The organism is Saccharothrix violaceirubra (genome assembly GCF_014203755.1).
GTDB classification, from domain to species: Bacteria; Actinomycetota; Actinomycetes; order Mycobacteriales; family Pseudonocardiaceae; genus Actinosynnema; species Actinosynnema violaceirubrum.
Genome location: NZ_JACHJS010000001.1, coordinates 4,866,191 through 4,886,750 on the forward strand (window position 1 = coordinate 4,866,191; position 20,560 = coordinate 4,886,750).

Consider the following 20,560-nt stretch of genomic DNA (forward strand, 5'->3'; position numbering starts at 1 on the left):
GGTTGTGGACGGTTCGACACGTAGTCGGATGATGTTGGAATGAGGGAGGGCCTCCGGGTTCGGTGTGGATTGCGACGTCGACACCGAGCCCACGGAGGCCCTCGTGACCCACGCTAACGCACCCTTGACCGAGCTGGGACGGCTGCGCCTGGCCCGGTGTGTCGTGGACGAGGGGTGGCCGCTGCGGCGGGCGGCCGAGCGGTTCCAGGTCTCGCCGACCACCGCCGCCCGCTGGGCCTCTCGCTACCGCGAGCTGGGCGAGGCGGGCCTGGTCGACCGTTCCAGCCGCCCGCACCGCAGCCCGCGTCGCCTGCCCACCCGCCGCGAACGCCGGATCGTCAAGGTCCGCCTGGCGCGTCGGTGGGGCCCGGCCCGCATCGCCCACCTGCTCGGACTGAACCCCTCCACCGTGCACCGGGTGCTGCGCCGCTTCGGCCTGGCCCGCCTGGCCCACCTGGACCGGGCCACCGCCACGCCGGTGCGCCGCTACGAACACGCCGCACCGGGCGACCTGGTCCACGTCGACATCAAGAAGCTCGGCAACATCCCCGACGGCGGCGGCCACAAGGTGCACGGACGGCGGGCCGGCGGGCGCAACAGCTCCGCCCACCGCGACCCGACCAGGCCCCGCAAGGTCCACGGCCGCCCGAACCTCGGCTACGCCTACCTGCACAACGCGGTGGACGACCACTCCCGGCTGGCCTACACCGAGATCCTGCCCGACGAGACCAAGGACACCGCCGCCGCGTTCTGGACCCGGGCACAGGCGTTCTTCCGGGAAGCCGGCGTCACCGTCCGCCGGGTGCTGACCGACAACGGCTCCTGCTACCGCTCACGGCTCTGGCGCGACACCCTCGCCAACGCGGGCATCACCCATAAACGCACCCGCGCCTACCGGCCACAGACCAACGGCAAGGTCGAACGCTTCAACCGCACCCTGCTCGACGAATGGGCCTACGCCCAGGCATACCGGTCTGAGACCGAACGCCGCGAGACGCTGCCGCGGTGGCTGCACACCTATAATCACCACCGCGGCCACACCGCACTCAAAGGCCAACCACCTGCCAGCCGCGTCCCCAACCTCACAGGACAGAACAGCTAGTCCGTGTTCCGGACGTGGGCCGCGGCCCACGTCCGGAACACGGCTCAGGTGGTCTCGACGGACAGGCGGTCGCCCTCGGCGACCGCCTGTCCGCGTCCGGTCCAGGCGCGGTAGTAGACGGTCGCCGCGTACGGGACCAGGTCGCGTCCCCGCCGCCACAGCCAGGGGACGCCCTTGAACACCAGCCACGCGGCGTGGTGCAGCGGCGTGATCCGCAACCCGCCGGTCGGTTCCAACGAGACGGGTTCGCGGGCCGGGAGACCGGCATCGGCCAGCCGGTCGGCGAACGCGGCGGCCAGCCTGCGGTGGCCGACCTCGGACGGGTGCAGGCGGTCGACCGCCCAGGTGTCGAGGTCGTAGGCACCGACCAGCCGGTCCAGGTCGACGCAGCCGATGCCGTGCCTGGTGACGACGGCGTCGATGACCTCGTTGAGTTCCGCGATGCGGGCCTTGAGCGCGGCGCGGAGCACGGTCGGCAGCCGGAAGACGCGGCTGTGGTCGTGGAAGCGGACCGTCACGACCCGCGCGCCGGCGGCCCGGAGCCCGGTGACGATCGCGTCGAAGTCCTCGTGCAGCCGGGCCGCGTCGAAGTCGGACCGCAGCGTGTCGTTCATGCCGACCAGGATCACCGCGGCGTCGGGTCCGGTGGCCAGCGCCTTCGGGAGCTGGGTGCGCCGGACGTCGGCCACCCTCGCACCGGGGAAGGACGGGTTGGTGTACCGGGCGCCGGGGTAGGCGGCGGCGAGCAACGCCCCCACGCCCCGCCACCCGCCGCCGGGGACGGGATCACCCACGCCGAACGTCGTCGAGTCGCCCAGGACCACCAGTCCGCGCACCACGCGCCGACGATCGCGCAACGAGTTGACCGCCCGGGAAACCTCGCCGGTCCGGAACCCGCACACCGCATGACAGCCACTCACCACCCCGGAATTCACCCTCCACCCCGAGCGCGCGAGTTATACGTTCGGACACCGCGAGTTATGCGCTCAAGCACCCCGAAACCCGCGAGTCCTCCACTCGGCCACCCCGAAACACGCGGTCAGGCACCCTGAACTACGCACTCGGGCAGTCCGGGTCGCGTATCCGGACGCCGCCGAACGGCTCAGCGGAACGCCGGGTACAGGGGCAGGGTCGCGGCCTCGGGATGGGTGGACAGCAACGCCGCCACCACGGCGTCGGCGTGGTCGACCACCGCCTGCTCCGCCAACGCCGCCGCATCGGCGCGCAGGCGGCTCCACCGGCACACCAGGATCTGCAACCGGGACGGGGACTCGGCCGCACGGTGGCTGTTCGGCGGCGCGGGCGTCGACTCGGCCAACGCGCGGTACGTCCCCAACCACACCCAGAGGAGCTGGGATTCCAGGAGGCGGGGGCGGAAGACCTCGTCGTCGTCCAGGTCCGGCCACACCGACGACACCTCGGCACGCCAGGCCGCGACCATCGCCTCCGACATCCCGGCGGGCAGGCCGTAGGCGCACCAGCACGACGGGAACGGGACGCGCAGGCACGCCGCGTCGAAGACGACGTCCCGGACACAGCCGCCCTCGAAGTCGAGGAACTTGACGCCCTTGCTGGTCACGAGGTGGTTGTCCGGGCACGAGGTCGACGGGCTGAACGCCCGCCGGCGCGAGGTGACGAAGGACCGCCACGCCCGCACCACGAAGTCGTGCACGGCCGGCGGTGTGTCCACCTCCAGCGACTCCGCCAGCCTCCCGGGGAGTTTGTCCAACGACTCGTACAGGTCGACGGCGATCGGATCGGCGCAGCACTGGCTGCCCTGGCGTCTCATCAGGGCGTCGAAGTCCGCGTCGCGCCCGGCGGTCGCCGCGTGCAGGCGCCCCATCGCGTGCGCCCACGCCAGCAGCCCGCGTTCCGCGGCCCGCGCGTCCGAGCCGAGCAGCTTCTCCGCGAGCCGGGGCGCCTTGCCCAGGTCTTCCAGCACCACCAACCGTTTGCGCGGGTCCTGCGCGACCAGCTCGGGTGTCCGCCGGTCCTCGCCGGGCAGCGCGGTGAGCAGTTTGTGCGACACGGCCTCGTGCGCGAACGGGTCGCGGTCGGCCACCGGCGCGGGGTAGCGCTTGACGACAAGGGTGCGCGGCAACGAGAACGGTGTGGACGCCACCCTGACCCGGACGACGACGGAACGTCCGGTTCCGCCGAGGTCCTCGGGATCGGCGAGCCGGACGGGTGCCCCGAATCTGCTGCTCAGCACCGATTCCGCGGCGGCGACCGCGTCGGGCACCCCCGAGGTGTCGGTCGAGCCGGCGGTGGTTCCCACGCTCATCCCCTCCGACCATACCCCCGGTGCCGGCCGGCCCGACACGTTCCGTCCGAGCACCGTGACGGTAGTGGGCGGACCGGGTCGAAGACCACCGTTCGCCGGAACTGGGACGGTTCAGCTCCGGTTCGGCGAAGGAACACGACACCCGCGTGCGATCGCACGCGGGTGTCGGGGAAATCGTGCCTACTTGTCGGCGGTCTGCTTCTCGGCGGGCTTCGCGTCGACGCCCGCCTCCTTGCGCTGCAACGCCGTGATGGGCGCGGGCGCCGAGGTCAGCGGGTCGAAACCGCCGCCGCTCTTGGGGAACGCGATGACCTCGCGGATCGAGTCGTACCCGCCGATCAGCATGGCGATCCGGTCCCAGCCGAACGCGATGCCGCCGTGCGGCGGTGCGCCGTACTTGAACGCCTCCAGCAGGAAGCCGAACTTCTCCTGCGCCTCCTCGGCGCCAAGGCCCATGATCTCGAAGACCTTGCGCTGCACGTCGGCGCGGTGGATACGGATCGAGCCGCCGCCGATCTCGTTGCCGTTGCACACGATGTCGTAGGCGTAGGCCAGCGCCTCGCCCGGGCTCTCGTCGAGCCGGTCGATCCACTCGGGCGTCGGCGAGGTGAACGCGTGGTGCAGCGCGGTCCACTTGCCGCTGCCGACCGCGACGTCGTCGCCGATCTTGTCGACGGCCTCGAACATCGGGAAGTCCACGACCCACACGAAGGACCAGGAGCCTTCTTCGATCAGGCCGACCCGGTGCGCGATCTCCACGCGGGCCGCGCCGAGCAGGGCACGGGCCGAGTCCGGGTCGCCCGCGCCGAAGAACACGCAGTCACCGGGGTTGGCGCCGACGGCCTTGGCCAGGCCCTCGCGCTCGGCGTCGGACAGGTTCTTGGCGACCGGGCCGCCGAGCGTGCCGTCCTCGGCGACCAGCACGTACGCCAGGCCCTTGGAGCCGCGCTGCTTGGCCCATTCCTGCCACGCGTCGAGCGTGCGGCGGGGCTGGTCGGCGCCGCCGGGCATGACGACCGCGCCGACGTAAGGCGCCTGGAACACGCGGAACGGCGTGTCCTTGAAGTACGAGGTCAGCTCGGTGAGTTCGAGGCCGAAGCGCAGGTCGGGCTTGTCCGAGCCGTACTTGGCGATCGCGTCCGCGTAGGAGATGCGCCGGATCGGGCCGTCGAGGTCGTGGCCGGCCAGGTTCTTCCACAGCGCGCCGATGATCTTCTCGGACAGGGCGATCACGTCGTCCTGGTCGACGAAGCTCATCTCGATGTCGAGCTGGGTGAACTCGGGCTGCCGGTCGGCGCGGAAGTCCTCGTCCCGGTAGCAGCGGGCGATCTGGTAGTACCGCTCCAGGCCGCCGACCATGAGCAGCTGCTTGAACAGCTGCGGCGACTGGGGCAGCGCGTACCAGGAGCCGGGCCGCAGGCGGGCGGGCACCACGAAGTCGCGCGCGCCCTCGGGCGTCGAGCGGGTCAGGGTCGGGGTCTCGACCTCGACGAAGTCCTCGGCGTGCAGCACCTCGCGGGCGATCCGGTTGGCCTCGCTGCGCAGCCGCAGCGCCTTGGCCGGGCCGGTGCGGCGCAGGTCGAGGTAGCGGTGGCGCAGCCGCGCCTCCTCGCCGACCTCCAGGTGCTCGTCGAGCTGGAACGGCAGCGGTGCCGACTCGTTGAGGACCTCCAGCTCCGAGGCGTAGACCTCGATGGCACCGGTCGGCAGGTCGGCGTTCTCGCTGCCCTCGGGCCGCCGGGTCACGTCGCCGACGACCTTCACCACGAACTCCGAGCGCAGCCGGTGCGCGCGCTCGGCCATCTCGCCTTCGCGGAAGACGACCTGGGCGACGCCGGACGCGTCCCGGAAGTCGATGAAGATGACGCCGCCGTGATCGCGCCGGCGGGCGACCCACCCGGTCAGGGTGACGGACTGCCCGGCGTGCTCGGCCCGGAGCGTCCCGGCCTCGTGCGTGCGCATCACGGGTGCTGCTCTCCTCGCTGGTGAGTGCTGCTGACGGGCGTCAAGGCTAGCCAACGCTCCCCCGCCCCACGCCACCAGGTTTAAGATCGCGCGGTGCGCAGACGCCTGATCGCGACCGTGTCCACGGCCCTGCTCCTCGGCGCCTGCTCCTATTCGGTGACCGGGGCGCCCCAGGGAAGCCCGTCTTCCGGGGGACCGTCGATCGAGGGGCCGACCGTCGACTGCGAGTACGTGCGCGACCGGACGGGCAACACGGTCAAGGCCGTCGACCCGCCGTCGGCGAAGGCCGCGGCCCAGGGCGAGTACGTGTTCACCGCGCAGACCAACCGCGGTGTCATGGAATTCCGGCTGGACGCCAAGAGCGCGCCGTGCGCCGTGCACAGCTTCCGGTACCTGGTCGAGAGCCGGTACTACATCGGCTCGACCTGCCACAAGCTGTCGACCGAGGGGCTGTTCTACCTCCAGTGCGGCGACGCGGGCACCACCGGCAAGGGCGACCCCGGCTACCGGTACTCCGATCCGGGTGCGACCACCAGCGGGTACCGGCGGGGGGTGATCGCGATGGCCAGCCCCGACCGGACCGACAGCCACGGCAGCCAGTTCTTCGTCATCTACCAGGACGCGGCCGGCTGGGCGCCGGACTTCCCGATCATCGGCAAGGTCTCCATCGGGCTGGAGAAGGTGGACGACGTCGCCAAGGGCGGCATCGTCGCGGGCACGGCCGAGGACGCCGGCGTCGGCCGGCCGAGCCTGGCGCTGACGATCACCGGCCTGGCCGAGCGCGAGTAGCCACCCCGAGAAGACTTTTCGGACGCGTTTTCAGGGCCGGCCTCCCGCGACGGGAGGCCGGCCCTGGATTCACGTTGCCGTACGACGGTCCGTTCTGTCGGTGTTCAGACCGTCGGCGCGAGGTAGAGCAGGCGGTTCGGCGAGCCGGTACCGGGGTTGGTGACCTTGCTCGGGGTGGACTGGGCGATCAGGTAGCTCTGGACCTGGGCCGGGGTGGCGGTCTTGTTGGTCTGGAGGTACCGGGCGACCGCGCCCGCGACGTGCGGCGAGGCCATCGAGGTGCCCGACAGCGAGGCCGCCGCGGTGTCACTGGTCTTCCAGGCCGAGGTGATCGACGAGCCCGGGGCGAAGATGTCCACGTACGAGCCGTAGTTCGAGTAGCTCGCGCGGGCGTCGGAGCGGTCGGTCGCGCCGACGGTGATCGCCTCGGTCACGCGGGCCGGGGAGGTGGTCGACGCGTCGACGTTGCTGTTGCCCGCCGCGACGACGTAGGTCACGCCCGCCGCGATGGAGCGGCGCACCGCGTTGTCGATGGCGACGGACGCGCCACCGCCGAGGCTCATGTTGGCCACGGCCGGCTTGATGTGGTTCTTGGTCACCCAGTCCACGCCGGCGACGACGCCCGCGGTGGTGCCGCTGCCGTTGTCGTCGAGCACGCGCACGCCGTAGACGGTCGCGCCCTTGGCCACGCCGTACTGGCTGCCCGCGATGGTGGCGGCGACGTGCGTGCCGTGGCCGTTGCCGTCCTGCGCGATCGCGTCGTTGGACACGAAGTCGTAGCCGTTGCGGGCCCGGCCGCCGAACGCGGAGTGCGTGGTGCGGATACCGGTGTCGATGACGTAGACGTTGACGCCCGCGCCGGTCGCGGTGGACTGGTACTGGTAGTTCAGCGGCAGGGTCCGCTGGTCGATGCGGTCCAGGCCCCAGGAGGGCGGGCTGGTCTGCGTGGCCGTGGCCCGCAGCACCTGGTCCTGCTCGACGTACTCGACGGCCGGGTTGGCGGCGAGCTTGCGGGCGGCGGTCTCGGGGATCCGGACCTGGAAGCCGTTGATCGCGTTCTTGAAGACGCGGGCGACGGTGCCGCCGTACTGCTGGGCCAGCGCGGTCGCGTCGGCGACGGAGCCGTCCTTGAGCTTCACGATGAAGCTGTTCTGCACCTTCTCCCGTGCGTCGGCCGCACGGATGTCGCCGGTCGCGGCCTGCGCGACGGGGGTCAGCATGGAGGTCGCGGCGAGGGTGAGCACCGTCATACCGACTCCGGCCAGGACCCGGACCTGTCGTGACTTTCGCATACGAGAATCCGTTCTCGAATTGGCGACCTGACGTGACACCAACGTGGGCTTGCAGGGCCACGCTGCTGGCGTCAGACCGCCGTGTTCTTACTGTGCGTGCCCGACCGGGGTACTTCCGTGTACTCCAGTCGAGTGAAACGCTCCCGACTGCTACCTGAACGACAACCGTTCCGCTCACCTGCGGGCTCCGGCGGCACGAACTCTGGTGGTAAACGTCTTCCCCATGAACCTCGAACCGGTCACGAAGGACAACTACGATGCCGTGGTCGCTCTGGAGGTCCACGAGGAACAGCGGCTCTTCGTCGCGACCAACCTCAAGTCGATCGCGGACGCGTGGGTGCACCGGCCGACGCTCCAGCCCCTCGCCCTGCTCAACGGCGGGGAGCTCGTCGGCTTCACCCTCCTGGACCGGGCCGGGCCGGACGTCCTCGGGATCGCCCGTTTCATGATCGACAGAAGGGCGCAGGGCCGGGGGCTGGGCCGCAAGGGACTGGCGGCCGTCGCGGAGGTGGCCCGGTCGGAGGGCCGCTCCCGGTTGCGCCTCGGTGTCGTGCCGGGCAACGCCGTGGCCCACGGCCTGTACGCGGCGTTCGGGTTCGTGGAGACCGGCGAGGTGGAGAAGGGGGAGATCGTGATGGTGCACGACCTGGCCCCGGCCCACCACGACTGACCTCGCGAGTGCTCCACTCAGGCACCCCGAAACACACGCTCGGACACCCCGGGATACGCACTCGGACACCCTCGACCGCCCACCCGGGCGCACGAAGCACGGTGGCCCGCCGGGGGACCGGCGGGCCACCGTCGTTCACGCCGTGGGCGCGCGGTACAGCAGCGGGCCGGACGAAAGCGGCGTCGCGTCGGCCACCAGGGCCTGGTGCACCTGCGCCGGAGTGGCCCGGGGATGGGCCTGGAGGTGCCGGGCCGCCACACCGGTCACCAGCCCGGTCGCGAACGAGGTCCCGCTGACCGTGTTCGTCGCGGTGTCGGACGTGTGCCAGGCCGACGTGATCCCCACACCCGGCGCGTACAGGTCGACCCCCGGGCCGTGGTTGGAGAACGGGGCACGCGTGTCGGTCCGGGTCGACGCGCCGGACGTCAGCGCCTCGGCCACCCGCGCCGGCGACGTGTCGGTCACGCCGCCGCCACTGCCGCCCGCCGTCACCGACACCGTCACGCCGGACGCGATCAGGCCGCGGACCGCGTCGTCGAGCGCGGCCGACGGGCCACCGCCCAGGCTGATGTTCGCCACGGCCGGCCGCGCGGCGTTGCGCGCGATCCAGTCGACACCGGCGATGACCCGCGAGTACGGCGCGGTGCCGTTCGCGTCCAGCACGCGCACGGCCGCGATCCGCGCACCGTCGGCGGCCCCGTAGGTCCGACCGGCGACCAGGCCCGCGATGTGCGTGCCGTGCCCGTTCTCGTCCTGCGGCACGTCGTCGTCCTCGACCAGGTCGCGGCCGGGTGCGACGCGTCCGGCGAACTGCTCGTGGCTCGCGCGGATACCGGTGTCGAGGACGTACGCCGTGACGCCCTTGCCCGTCGTGACGTGCCGGTACTCCCCGTCCAGCGGCAGGGCACGCTGGTCGGTGCGGTCCAGGCCCCACGGCGTGCCGGCGGCGACGGGCGTGCCGACGCGGACGACCCGGTCCTGCTCGACGTAGGCCACGGCCGGGTCGGCGGCGAGGCGGCGGGCCTCGCGCGGGGTCAGCCGGACCGCGTACCCGCCGAACGTGGGCAGCGCAAGGGCGGGACCGGCGGTGGCAACGGTGTGACCGTCGGCGATCTTCACGAGGTAGGAGCCGGGCACGGCGTCGGGCGAGTCCGCGTACCGGACGACACCCTCCGCGTTCGCGGGTGTCGCGACGGCGCAGAGCACCAGGGCGGCGCCCACGAAGCCGGATAAGAGCGTGCGCATGGGATTTTCCTCCGCAGGGACGGTGAGAACCCCGGGTACGGGGTTCGACTCCGACCCGAGCGTGTCAGGTAGCCGACCCCGGGTACAGGACGCGTTTCGCCGTCCCACACCCCGGAAGTCCATTGTGGATGAACCCCGGAGAACACGGGCTAAACCATTCAACGCTGTGGAGAAAATACTCTTGCCGAACTGCGCCGACAGACCTCCGGCGATCCGACGGCTCGGAGTACGCGACACTGCAACAACAGAGTGGGACGTACCTCACAACCCCCCACCTCGGAGCGATATCGTGCACGGGGAGGCGTCGCGGCGGCCGAACGGGCCGGCACCGATGCGCTGTTCGCCCAACCGTGGCTTCACACGCCGTCTGTTAATGAGAATTCAAACATTCGCTGACAACGGGATTTAGCCCGCCGATTCGGTTAAATTCACGTCGGGAAACCCGATCGGCTGTACCGCGCCGACGATTTCGCGCGATAACGTCGCTCGCCTTGTCCTCGGAGAACGGAGTGGAGATGCCAGCGCCAGTCGCCGGAGCGGAATCGCGGCTACGCGATCCCCGGCGGATCGAGTCGGGAGCGGACCCCTTCGCGGACGCGTTGAGAGCCGCGATCCGCGCGAAGGGGTTGAGCCTGGAACGGCTCCAGCACAAGCTGCGGGCCCGCGGCGTCGCGGTCAGCATCGCGGCGCTGAGCTACTGGCAGTCGGGGCGACGCCGACCCGAGCGCCCTGATTCGTTGACCGCGGTCGGTCACCTTGAGGAGATACTCGACGTCGGCGAGGGTGGCCTGAGCACGCTGCTCGGCCCGCCGCGACCCCGCGGCAAGGCCCGGCCCCGCCAGCGCCCGACGAGCCCCGACGGCTGGTTGCGCTCGGCGGACTACGAGTCCATGGCCGAGCTGCTCGCCGAAGTGGACACCAGCAGCGACCAGGACCTCACCCGCCTGTCCATGCGCGACCAGGTCGAGCTGGCCATGGACGGCAGCACCCGCCGGGTGCGGTCGCGCCAGGTCCTGCGTGCCGAACGCGCCGGTGTGGACCGCGTGCTGCTCGGCTACGACACCCGGCTGCCGGGTGATTCGCTGCCCGTGATCGGCACGTTGCGCTCGTGCAGACTGGGGCGGGTCTCCGCCGATCCGCGCCAAGGTCTGATGATCGCCGAGTTGCTGTTCGACCGACCGCTGCGCAGGGGAGAGCGCACCGCCGTCGAGTACGAGTTGATCCACGTCGCACCGCACCACCCCACCTACGACAACACCCACTCGCGCCGATTCCGGCACCCGGTGCGCGAGTACGTGCTGGAGGTCCGCTACGACTCGCGGTGCAGGCCCGTGCGCTGTGAGCAATTCACGACGGACGTGAACGGTGGCGAGCCCACCGACGTGCGCGAAACACCGGTGGACACCTGGGGTTACGCGTACGCCGTCGCACTCGACTTCGGACCCGGGGTCGTCGGCCTGCGCTGGGATTGGCACTGACTCAACCTCAATAGGAGCGCGGCAACCGCAGGGTGTGCCGGGCCACGAAGTTCAGGATCATTTCCCGGCTGACCGGGGCGATTCGGGCCAACCGGGACGCGGCGAGCATGGCCCCCAGTCCGTACTCCGTCGCGAGACCGTTGCCACCGTGCACCTGGATCGCCTGGTCGACCGCGGCCACCACCGCCTCACCCGCCGCGTACTTGGCCATGTCGGCCGCTTCGCCCGCAGCCCGGTCCGCGCCGGCGTCGTAGAGCGCCGCGGCCTTCTGGGTCATCACCCGGGCGAGTTCGACCTGGATCGCGCAGTGCGCGAGCGGGTGCGCGATCCCCTGGTGCGCGCCGATCGGCGTGTCCCAGACGGATCTGGTCCGGGCGTACTCGGCGGCCTGGTCGAGTGCGCGTCGGGCCATCCCGGTCGCGTAGGACGCGGCCATGATCCGTTCCGGGTTCAGGCCCGCGAACAACTGCGCGAGGCCGCCGTCCTCGGCACCCACGAGGGCGTCGGCGGGGAGGCGGACGTCGTCGAGGAAGCAGGAGAACTGCTTCTCCGGCGACACCACCTCCATCGGGATGTGCCGGTACGCGAAGCCGGGCGCGTCGGTCGGGACGACGAGCAGGGAGAGTCGTCGTCGGGAGCCGACCGCGTGCCCGGCGTGCGCGGCCACGACGAGCACGGCCCGGGCCTCGTCCACGCCCGAGATGTACTGCTTGGCACCGGACAGGACCCAGCCGTCGCCGTCGCGGCGCACGGTCGTGGCCAGCCGGTGCGTGTTGGACCCGGCGTCGGCCTCGGTGATCGCGAACGCCATCCGCACGCTCCCGTCGGCGAACCCCGGCAGCCAGCGGTCCTTCTGCGCGGGCGTGCCGAACCGGGCGAACAGCGTGCCGCAGATCGCCGGCGAGACGAGCATGAGCAGCAGCGGACACCCGCCGGCGGCCAGTTCCTCGCACACGGCGGCCAGGTCGCCGATCCCGCCGCCGCCACCGCCGTACTCGGCGGGCACGGCCACGCCGAGGTAGCCCAGCGCACCCGCCCGCCGCCACAGCTCGTCGGTCTTCTCCCCCGCCCTGGCCTTGGCGACGAAGTACTCCGGCCCGTACTCGGCGGCCAGGTCGCGCACGGCGGCACGCAGCGCGCGGCGTTCCTCGCTCTCCACGAACCCGGTCATGTCCGCGCACCTCCGGCGGCCAGCACCACGAGCACGTCGCCCGCGCCGACCTGGTGCCCGGCCGCCACGCGCACCTCGACGACCGTGCCGGCCGCGCCCGCGAGCACGCGGTGCTCCAGCTTCATCGCCTCCAGCACGAGCAGTTCCGCGCCCGCCGCCACCCGCTGTCCGGGTGCGACGGCCACGCGCACGACCGTGCCCGGCAGCGGCGCCGTGGCCGCGCCCTCGGCGAGGTCCGGTGTGGGCAGGGGAAAGCGCGGCACGACGCGCAGCGTCACGGACCCCACCTCGACCCGGTCGCCGTGGAAGGCGACCGGAAATCGGGTCCGGACCCCGTCGCGTTCCAGCACGACCTCGTCGGGCGCCGTGCACACAACGTTGACTTCAACGTTTGTCGTGACACCTGTTCGGCCGAATCCGTACTCCACCGCGACGATCTCGCCGTCCCGGTCGAACACCGCTTTCTGCGGCTGCGACGGGAGATTGCGCCAGGCGGGAGGCGTCGGGGCGTGCCGACCGACCCGGCCGCGCTCGGCTGCGGCCAGGGCGGCGGCGAGCGCGTAAGGCCGCGGATCGACTTCCGGGGGCGTCACGAGGTCGTGTTCGGCGAGGAATCCGGTGTGCGTGGCACCCCGGCCGAATTCGGGATGCCGAAGCGTCCGCACGAGCAGATCGCGGTTCGTGACGAGCCCGTGGATGTCGGCACGGGCCAACGCGGTGGCAAGCTTGCGCACCGCCGACGCCCGATCCGGTCCCCACGCCACGACTTTCGCCAGCAGCGGGTCGTAATGCACACCCACGACACTGCCGTCCTCGACGCCGCTGTCGACGCGCACGTCCCCCGGAATCCGGAAACGGTGCAACGTCCCACTCGACGGTCGCCAGTCGTGCGCGGGGTCTTCCGCGCACAGGCGTGCCTCCACGGCGTGCCCACGCGGCGCAGGCGGTTCTTCGGGCAGCCGCGCGCCCTCGGCGACCGCGAGCTGCCACGCCACGAGATCCAGCCCGTACACCAGTTCCGTCACCGGGTGCTCGACCTGGAGCCGCGTGTTGACCTCCAGGAACCGGAAGTCGTCGGCGAGCAGGAACTCGACGGTGCCCACGCCCACGTAGCCGACCGCACGGGCCGCCGACACCGCCGCCGCGCACAGCCACGACCGCGACTCCGGCGACACGGCCGGGCTCGGCGTCTCCTCCACGATCTTCTGGTGGCGTCGCTGGATCGAGCACTCCCGCTCGCCCAACGCCCACACCGTGCCGAACGCGTCGGCGAGGATCTGCACCTCGACGTGCCGCGCGTTCTCCAGCAACGGTTCGCAGAACACCGTGCCGTCACCGAAAGCGGACGCCGCCTCACGTCCGGCCGACGCCACCGCCGCGGCCAGGTCCGCCGCCGAGCGCACGATCCGCAGGCCGCGCCCGCCGCCGCCCGCGTCGGCCTTGACCAGCACCGGGAACTCCGTCACGGACGCCAGGTCGAGGTCGGGCAGCACGGGCACGCCCGCGTCGCGCATCAGCCGCTTCGCCGCGGTCTTCGACCCCAGCGCCGCGATGGTGTCCGGGTCCGGACCCACCCAGGTGAGACCGGCTTCGCGCACGGCACGGGCGAAACCGGCGTGCTCCGCCAGGAACCCGTAGCCGGGATGCACGGCGTCGGCACCGCTCGCCAGTGCCGCCGAGACCAGCAGGTCCGCCCGCAGGTACGTGTCGGCGGGCGCGGCACCGGGCAGGAGCACGGCCGCGTCGGCCTCGCGCACGTGCGGCGCGTCGGCGTCCGGATCGGAGCACACCGCGACCGGTGACACGCCCAGATCGCGACAGGTCCGGATGATCCGACGGGCGATCTCGCCCCGATTGGCCACGAGCAGTCGACCGATCACGTGCCCTCCTCACATCCGGAACACCCCGTACCCGTCGGCGCCGCGCACAGGTCCACTGTGGACGGCCGCGAGGCACGTCCCCAGCACGGCACGCGTGTCACGCGGGTCGATGACACCGTCGTCGTACAGCCGACCGGACAGGAACTCGGCGACCGACTCGCGCACCACCCGCGTGGAAACCTCGTGGCGCAGGCCGGCGTCCCGCTCCTCGTCGTACTCCCGACCCTTCGCCGCGGCGGCCTGACGGGCCACGATGGACAGCACGCCCGCGAGCTGGTCCGGTCCCATGACCGCCGACCGGGCGTTGGGCCAGCTGAACAGGAATCGCGGCTCGAAGGCCCGGCCGCACATGCCGTAGTTGCCCGCGCCGTAGGACGCGCCCAGCACGACAGTCAGGTGCGGCACCTGGCTGTTGGCCACCGCATTGATCATCAGAGCGCCGTGCTTGACGATCCCGGCCTGCTCGTAGCGCGTGCCCACCATGTAGCCGGTCGTGTTCTGGAAGAACAGCAACGGCACGTCGGCACGGTTGGCCAACTGGATGAACTGGGCCGCTTTCTGCGCTTCGGCGCTGAACAACACACCCCGCGCGTTGGCCAGCACGCCGACGGGATAGCCGTACAGGTCGGCCCAACCGGTCACCAGGCTCGTGCCGTAATCAGGTTTGAACTCGTCGAACCGCGAGCCGTCCACGATCCGGGCCAGCACTTCGCGCGGGTCGAACGGGACGCGGGCGTCGGCCGGGACCAGTCCGAGCAGCTCCTCGGCGTCGTACCGGGGCTCGTCGACGGGTCCGGGCTCGGCCCCGAGGCGACGCCGGCCGAGACGGGCCACCACGCGGCGCACCGACCGGATCGCGTCGACCTCGTCGCGGGCCACGAAGTCCGCCAGGCCGGACGTGGTGCCGTGCATGCGGGCGCCGCCCAGCGACTCGTCGTCGGCCCGCTCGCCGGTGGCCATGCGCACCAGCGGCGGCCCGCCGAGGAACACCTTCGCCCGGTCCTCGACCATGACCACGTAATCGGACAGGCCGGGCACGTAGGCGCCGCCCGCCGTGGCGTTGCCGAACACCGCCGCGATCGTGGGCACCCCGGCGGCGGACAGCCGGGTCAGGTCGCGGAACGCCCGACCGCCGGGGACGAAGATCTCGCCCTGGTCGGCCAGGTCCGCGCCGCCGGACTCGACGAGCGCGATCAGCGGGAGCCGGTTGGCCAGCGCGATGTCGTCGGCGCGCAAGGTCTTGCGCAGAGACCACGGATTGCTCGCACCACCGCGCACGGTCGGATCGTGCGCCACGACCACGCAATCGACACCCTCGACCACGGCGATCCCGGTGACGACGCTCGCGCCTACCGGGTACGCCGTGCCCCAGGCGGCCAACGGCGACAGTTCCAGGAACGGGGCGCCCTCGTCGACGAGCAGCTCGATCCGCTCGCGGGCCAGGAGCTTGCCCCGCGCGTGGTGCCGCGCCACGTACTCGGGGCCGCCACCGGCGAGCGCCTCGGCGTGCGCGCGGTCGATCTCCGCGATGCGCGCCAGCAGTGCCGCGCGGTTGGCCGCGAAGTCGGCGGCCGTCGGGTCCAGCGCCGACCGCAGGGTCCCGGATAAGTCCGCTGTGGACGTCACAGCAACACGTCCGGGATCTCCATGTGCCGCGACCGCAGCCACTCCCCCAGCGCCTTGCCCTGCGGGTCGTGCCGGGTGGACGCCATGGAGCCGGCGTCGAGCAGGCCGTGCAGCACGAAGTTCAGCGCGCGCAGGTTCGGCAGCTCGTACCGGGTGACGACGCCGGACTCGGGCAGCAACTCCTTGATCCGCGCCGTGGTCAGCTCCCGCGACAGCCACCGGTACCGGGCGTCGGTGCGCACCCACACGCCGATGTTGACGTCGCCGCCCTTGTCGCCCGAGCGCGCGCCCATGATCGTGCCCAGTGGAACCCTCATACGTCGACCACCTCCCCGTTCGGCAGCACGGCCTGGTGCCGGACCTCGTCGCGCAACACGTACGCGGCCCGGAAGATCCCGAACGGCGACCCGTCGCCGGGCGGTCCGGTGATGTGGAAGCCGGGGTAGGAGCTGAGCGCCAGCTCGACCCCGGCCCGGGAGAAGGCCTTGGCGCGCTTGGGGTCCATGGTCCGGATCACGGCGTGCAGCAGCGCGCTCGCCGCCTCCTGCGAGTCGGCGTCGACGTGGTCGGTGCGGGCCAGCGTCCAGCTCAGGTCGGTGCGGCCGACGAGGTCTTCCAGCTGACGCCGGGCGAGCGCGGCCTTGGCCTCGATGTCGAGTCCGCACAGGACGAACGTGATCGAGTTCCGGAAACCGCCCAGGGAGTTGAGGGCCACCTTCAGCTCCTCGGGCGGCGGCGAACCCTTGACGCCGGAGATCCGCACGCCGCGCGGGTCCGCGTCGAGGCGGATCGTGTCGAAGTGGCTCACCACGTCCGGGCCGGGGTAGGCGGGATCGCCGATCTCGTACAGGATCTGGGCGGTGACCGTGTCGATCGTGACCGCGCCACCGGTGTCCTCGTGCTTGGTGATCAGGGCCGAGCCGTCCTCGTGCACCTCGGCGATCGGGAAGCCGGGCGGGGTCGAGAGGTCGAGTTCGGTGAAGAACGCGTAGTTGCCGCCGGTGGCCTGGGTGCCGCACTCCAGCACGTGGCCGGCGACCGTGGCGCCCGCCAGCCGGTCCCAGTCCTCGCGGCCCCACCCGTGGTGCGCGGCGGCCGGTCCGACGACCAGCGACGCGTCGGTGACCCGGCCGGTGACCACGACGTCGGCGCCCGCGCGCAGGCACTCGGCGATGCCCCAGGCGCCCAGGTAGGCGTTGGCGGTCAGCGGGTCGGGAAAGCGCGAACGCAGGTCGTCCCCGGTCACGTAGCCGACCTTGGCGCCGAGCCCGAGCCGGTCGACGGCTTCGGCCAGGCCCCGGGGATTCGTGCCGCCCGCGTTGGAGACGATCTTGACGCCGCGTTCGAGGGCGAGGCCGAGGCAGTTCTCCATCTGCCGCACGAACGTGCGGGCGTAGCCTTGGGTCGGGTCCTCGAGCCGGTCCCGGCCCAGGATCAGCATGGTCAGCTCGGCGAGGTAGTCGCCGGTGAGCACGTCCAGTTCGCCGCCCTCCAGCATCTCGCGCACCGCCGTGAAGCGGTCGCCGTAGAAACCGGACGCGTTGCCGATGCGGATCACCGTGCTCCCTCCCGCCCCGGTCCAGGCGGACCGGCGGACACCCGTCGCGCGACGTGGGTCCATTTTCGGCCTATGCGTCGACTCCGGCGAGACGGCCGGCGAAATCGGGTACGAAATCGGTGCCGAAAGAGGGAATCGGGCCGCCCGCTCCCCCGGCGCGGGCGGCCCGCGGGCCCTACCAGCCGCCCTGGGCCATGGTCTGGAACCGCCAGTCGCCGTCGACCTTGATCAGGATGTCGGCGTACCTGGTCTCGACGGAGTCGTCGCCGAACGTGAAGACCGCGTCGGTGAAGACCACCACGAGGTTCGCGTTGACGAAGACCGGCGTGCGCTCGGACTCCATCGTCCCGGAGCCCGCCAGCGCCTTGCCCATCTCGACCAGGAACCGCTCCCGGTCCCAGATCCGCGCGGAGCCGTCGGTCACCGCGTTCACCGGGAAGTAGGACAGGTCGGCCAACGCCTCGACGTCCTTGGCCACCGCGAGGGCGTCCCACCGCCCGAACCAGTCGAGCACGCTGTGGATCTCTTCTTCGGTCGCCTGATAACCCCGCGTCATGTCGTACATGGTACGGTACGCCGTACGGCACTCGCCACCGCGATGCGCCGTGACACCGGTCACCAACGGACGAGGACGTGTTTGAGCCACCGCACACGCGACTTCGACACCGAACCGGCCGTCGGGTGCGGTGTACGGCACGAGTGGGTGTGATGCGGCGTGCCGGACCATCGGAAGGATCACCGCCCGACGCCGCCGTCACCGCCAGGCACCCGCCCACCGGCGGGCCGACCGGCTCGTCCCGCGACACGACCGCGACACCGGCCGACCACGACGGCCGTCCCCGGCCCACCGATCCAGGCCCTCCGGTGGCCGTCGTCAGGCAGCACCCACCGGCCCGACCTCGCCCTAGAGCAGGGTCAACTGGTCCCGGTCGACCGGAGGTCTGGGCAGCGACGGGGGCAGGCTGCCGGCGGGCCAGGCACCGTCCTCGTTCGACTCCGCATCCGAATCCGCGGTCGCGATCCGGTTCCCGGTCTCCAGGCCGTGCCGACGCAGCAACGGACTCAGCCTCAGGTTGAGCCACCGCTTGTACTTGGCGTCCACATAGGACCCGTTGCCGTAGAGGCGCCGATAGCCGTCGGCCAGGTCGGGACGTTCGCGCAGCAGCCACCGCGCGAACCACTCCCGCGCACCGGGACGCAGGTGCAACGGGAACACGGTCACGCCCGTCGCACCCGCCGCCGCCACCTCCCCGAGCAGCGCGTCCAACCCCTCGATCGAGTCGGTCAGGCCCGGCAGCACCGGCGCGACGAACACCCCGCACGGCAGCCCCGCGTCCCTGATCCGGCGCACCAGGTCGAGTCGGGCGCGCGGGCTCGGCGTGCCGGGCTCCAGTCCGGACTGGAGTTCACGGTCCAGCAAGGCGATCGACACCGCCAGACCCACCGGAACCCGCTTCGCCGCCGAGGCCAGCAACGGGATGTCCCGCGCGAGCACCGTCCCCTTCGTCAGCACCGAGAACGGCGTCCCCGAATCGGCCAGCGCGCGGATGATCCCCGGCATCAACGCGTACCGCCCCTCGGCCCGCTGGTACGGGTCCGTGTTGGTGCCCAACGCGACCGGGTGCCGCTCCCACCTGCGGGACCGCAACTGCCGGGCGAGCACCTCGGGCGCGTTGACCTTCACCACGACCTGGTCGTCGAAGTCCCGCCCGGCGTCCAGGTCGAGGTAGGTGTGCGACTGGCGGGCGAAGCAGTTGTGGCTCACCAGTCCGTTCGCGACGTAGTCGCCGGTGCCGGTGGTGATGTCGAACAGCGTGCGGTCGGCCTCCAGCGGCTCGACCGACACGACCCCCAGTCGTGTCGAGTCGACGGACACCGCCGCGCCGGCCACCACGTCGCCGCGCATCAGGACCGGCGACACCAGGTGCAGGAACCGCAACCGGTCGCCCGCGTCGCCGGCCACCCGCACGCCACGCACCTCCACGGCGTGCGGGACGGACAGCCGGGTCAACGCCGCCACCGCCGCCTCGAACACCGAACCGTCCGAACAGGACAGTGCCACCCCGTCGCCCGTCGCCGTGCCGCGCGCGTCGTGCACCCCGGCCAGGAACCCCTTCGACCACTCCGGACCCGGATCGGCGGGCCACTCCACGAGTTCGTTCTCCCGGGGCACGCGCCCGCCCGCGTACTCGCGCACGCGCGCGGCCACCCCGGAATCCCCGGGCAACCCGCCGCGCACCGCGCCCAGCACGTAGCCGCGCCGGTAGTCGGCGTCGAACCGGGGGCCGCGGGCGAACCCGCCGAACCCCGCGATCCGGTCGCCCCGCACCAGGAACGGCCGCCGCACCGCGTCGTCGCAGCGGCCGGGCGTGGCGTGCCGCCACCCGCGCCCGGTCAGGAAGCGGTGGTCGCCGCCGCACACGACGGACGAGCCGTCGGCCAACGTCACCCGGAAGGCGGGCCGCACGGTCGTCCAGTGCGCCAGCACCTTCGTCCGCACGAACCGCCCGTCCCGGGTGCCGAACACCTCGTCGCCGACGGCCAGGTCCGCGATGGACCGGGTGCGGCCGTCGGCGAGCAGCACCGGCGTCTCGGGCGCGAGGCAGTACGTGCAGCCGTGCGTACACCCCCGGTACGGGTTGACCGTCCACTCGAACGGCAGCCGCCCGCCCGCCACCCGGTTGAGCACCGACTTCGCGTGCACCTCGTGGAAGACCACCCCGTCGAACTCGGGGGTGCGCACGCTGCGCACGAGTCCGGGCAGTGCCGGCTGCCGCTCCTTCTGCCCGTCCCACCGCATTCCCCTATCCGAACACATGTTCGAATCGAGGTCAAACGAGGGTCAGACGACGACCAGCACCTGGTCCAACGACTTGCGCACCAGGTCGGGCACCACGCAGTCGTCGGCCGGGTACCCGACGGGGATCACCGCGAACGCCTTCTCGTTGCGCGGCCGGTCGAGCACCTCGGACAGGAACTTCATCGGCGACGGCGTGTGCGTCAACGCCGCCAGCCCGGCCAGGTGCAGCGCGGTGAGCAGCATGCCGACCGCGATGCCGACCGACTCGTCCACGTAGTAGTGCTTGCGGGTCGTGCCGTCCGGCTCCAGGTAGAAGCGCTGCTGGAACACCACGATCAACGCGGGCGCGTCGGTCAGGTGCGGCTTCACGTCGTCGGTGCCCAGCGGGCGCAACGCGTCGAGCCACTCGTCGCCGAGCCGCCCCGCGTACGAGATCCGCTCCTCCTCCTCGGCCGCCGCCCGGATCCGCTCGCGCACCTCGGGGTTCTTGACCAGCACGAACGTCCACGGCTGCTGGTGGGCGCCACTCGGCGCGGTCGACGCGACCGCGATCGCGTCCAGCACGGCCTGCTCCGGCACCGGGTCGGTGGAGAACATGCGCACGGTGCGGCGCTCGTCCATGCGGGCACGCAGGTCCGCGGCCGTGTGCAGGGACTGCTCGGCGGGCATGCGCTCCGGGCGGTAGGGCACCGGTGCGAAC

Annotated in this window: 15 protein-coding genes and 1 pseudogene; 4 read left to right on the plus strand and 12 right to left on the minus strand. The window is 71.9% G+C overall.

Annotation, left to right across the window (positions count from 1 at the left end; genetic code table 11):
* The first annotated feature begins 103 nt into the window (after window positions 1-103).
* A complete protein-coding gene (locus tag F4559_RS22335; protein ID WP_184667470.1) occupies window positions 104-1,102 on the plus strand; it encodes an IS481 family transposase in 999 nt (332 codons plus the stop codon).
* Window positions 1,103-1,146: 44 nt separating this feature from the next.
* Here F4559_RS22335 and F4559_RS22340 read toward each other — a convergent pair whose 3' ends face one another.
* From F4559_RS22340 to aspS, 3 genes are all read right to left on the minus strand, one after another.
* The gene (locus F4559_RS22340; protein WP_312865773.1) at window positions 1,147-1,941 is read right to left on the minus strand and encodes an SGNH/GDSL hydrolase family protein; all 795 of its coding nucleotides are present in this window, start codon (window positions 1,939-1,941) and stop codon (window positions 1,147-1,149) included.
* Between the two features lie 263 nt (window positions 1,942-2,204).
* Complete coding sequence (locus F4559_RS22345) at window positions 2,205-3,386, minus strand: hypothetical protein (protein WP_184671650.1); 1,182 nt, start codon at window positions 3,384-3,386, stop codon at window positions 2,205-2,207.
* Between the two features lie 180 nt (window positions 3,387-3,566).
* The gene (aspS, locus tag F4559_RS22350; protein WP_184671651.1) at window positions 3,567-5,351 is read right to left on the minus strand and encodes an aspartate--tRNA ligase; all 1,785 of its coding nucleotides are present in this window, start codon (window positions 5,349-5,351) and stop codon (window positions 3,567-3,569) included.
* A gap of 93 nt (window positions 5,352-5,444) precedes the next feature.
* On the opposite strand from aspS, the gene F4559_RS22355 reads away from it, so the two are divergent.
* Window positions 5,445-6,140 (plus strand): peptidylprolyl isomerase, encoded by a 696-nt coding sequence (locus F4559_RS22355; protein ID WP_184671652.1) that lies wholly within the window; start codon window positions 5,445-5,447, stop codon window positions 6,138-6,140.
* A gap of 104 nt (window positions 6,141-6,244) precedes the next feature.
* Here F4559_RS22355 and F4559_RS22360 read toward each other — a convergent pair whose 3' ends face one another.
* The gene (locus tag F4559_RS22360) at window positions 6,245-7,390 is read right to left on the minus strand and encodes a S8 family peptidase (protein ID WP_246445305.1); all 1,146 of its coding nucleotides are present in this window, start codon (window positions 7,388-7,390) and stop codon (window positions 6,245-6,247) included.
* Window positions 7,391-7,655: 265 nt separating this feature from the next.
* On the opposite strand from F4559_RS22360, the gene F4559_RS22365 reads away from it, so the two are divergent.
* Complete coding sequence (locus F4559_RS22365; protein WP_184671654.1) at window positions 7,656-8,102, plus strand: GNAT family N-acetyltransferase; 447 nt, start codon at window positions 7,656-7,658, stop codon at window positions 8,100-8,102.
* Between the two features lie 135 nt (window positions 8,103-8,237).
* On the opposite strand, the gene F4559_RS22370 is transcribed toward F4559_RS22365, so the two are convergent.
* Window positions 8,238-9,347, minus strand: a complete 1,110-nt coding sequence (locus tag F4559_RS22370; protein ID WP_184671655.1) for a S8 family peptidase — start codon at window positions 9,345-9,347, stop codon at window positions 8,238-8,240.
* 515 nt (window positions 9,348-9,862) lie between these two features.
* Here F4559_RS22370 and F4559_RS22375 point away from each other — a divergent pair.
* Window positions 9,863-10,825 (plus strand): hypothetical protein, encoded by a 963-nt coding sequence (locus F4559_RS22375; RefSeq protein ID WP_184671657.1) that lies wholly within the window; start codon window positions 9,863-9,865, stop codon window positions 10,823-10,825.
* Between the two features lie 7 nt (window positions 10,826-10,832).
* Here the strand turns inward: F4559_RS22375 and F4559_RS22380 are convergent, their stop codons facing one another.
* The 7 genes and pseudogenes from F4559_RS22380 to F4559_RS22410 form a co-directional block, all read right to left on the minus strand.
* Window positions 10,833-11,996 carry an acyl-CoA dehydrogenase family protein gene (locus tag F4559_RS22380; RefSeq protein WP_184671659.1) on the minus strand — a complete coding sequence of 388 codons (1,164 nt, stop codon included), beginning with the start codon at window positions 11,994-11,996 and terminating at the stop codon, window positions 10,833-10,835.
* Window positions 11,993-13,876: an acetyl/propionyl/methylcrotonyl-CoA carboxylase subunit alpha gene (locus F4559_RS22385; RefSeq protein ID WP_184671660.1), complete on the minus strand. Its 1,884-nt coding sequence runs from the start codon at window positions 13,874-13,876 to the stop codon at window positions 11,993-11,995. Before F4559_RS22385 ends, F4559_RS22380 begins: the two co-directional genes overlap by 4 nt.
* A 9-nt stretch (window positions 13,877-13,885) precedes the next feature.
* The gene (locus F4559_RS22390; protein WP_184671662.1) at window positions 13,886-15,502 is read right to left on the minus strand and encodes an acyl-CoA carboxylase subunit beta; all 1,617 of its coding nucleotides are present in this window, start codon (window positions 15,500-15,502) and stop codon (window positions 13,886-13,888) included.
* Window positions 15,499-17,060: pseudogene (locus F4559_RS22395) on the minus strand (acyclic terpene utilization AtuA family protein). The gene F4559_RS22390 and the pseudogene F4559_RS22395 overlap by 4 nt, the downstream one beginning before the upstream one ends.
* Window positions 17,061-17,235: 175 nt before the next feature.
* The gene (locus tag F4559_RS22400; RefSeq protein ID WP_184671664.1) at window positions 17,236-17,616 is read right to left on the minus strand and encodes a nuclear transport factor 2 family protein; all 381 of its coding nucleotides are present in this window, start codon (window positions 17,614-17,616) and stop codon (window positions 17,236-17,238) included.
* A 348-nt stretch (window positions 17,617-17,964) separates the two neighbouring features.
* A complete protein-coding gene (locus tag F4559_RS22405; protein WP_184671666.1) occupies window positions 17,965-19,860 on the minus strand; it encodes an intein-containing Rv2578c family radical SAM protein in 1,896 nt (631 codons plus the stop codon).
* 42 nt (window positions 19,861-19,902) lie between these two features.
* Window positions 19,903-20,529: a nitroreductase family protein gene (locus F4559_RS22410; protein ID WP_246446195.1), complete on the minus strand. Its 627-nt coding sequence runs from the start codon at window positions 20,527-20,529 to the stop codon at window positions 19,903-19,905.
* Between the last annotated feature and the right edge of the window lie 31 nt (window positions 20,530-20,560).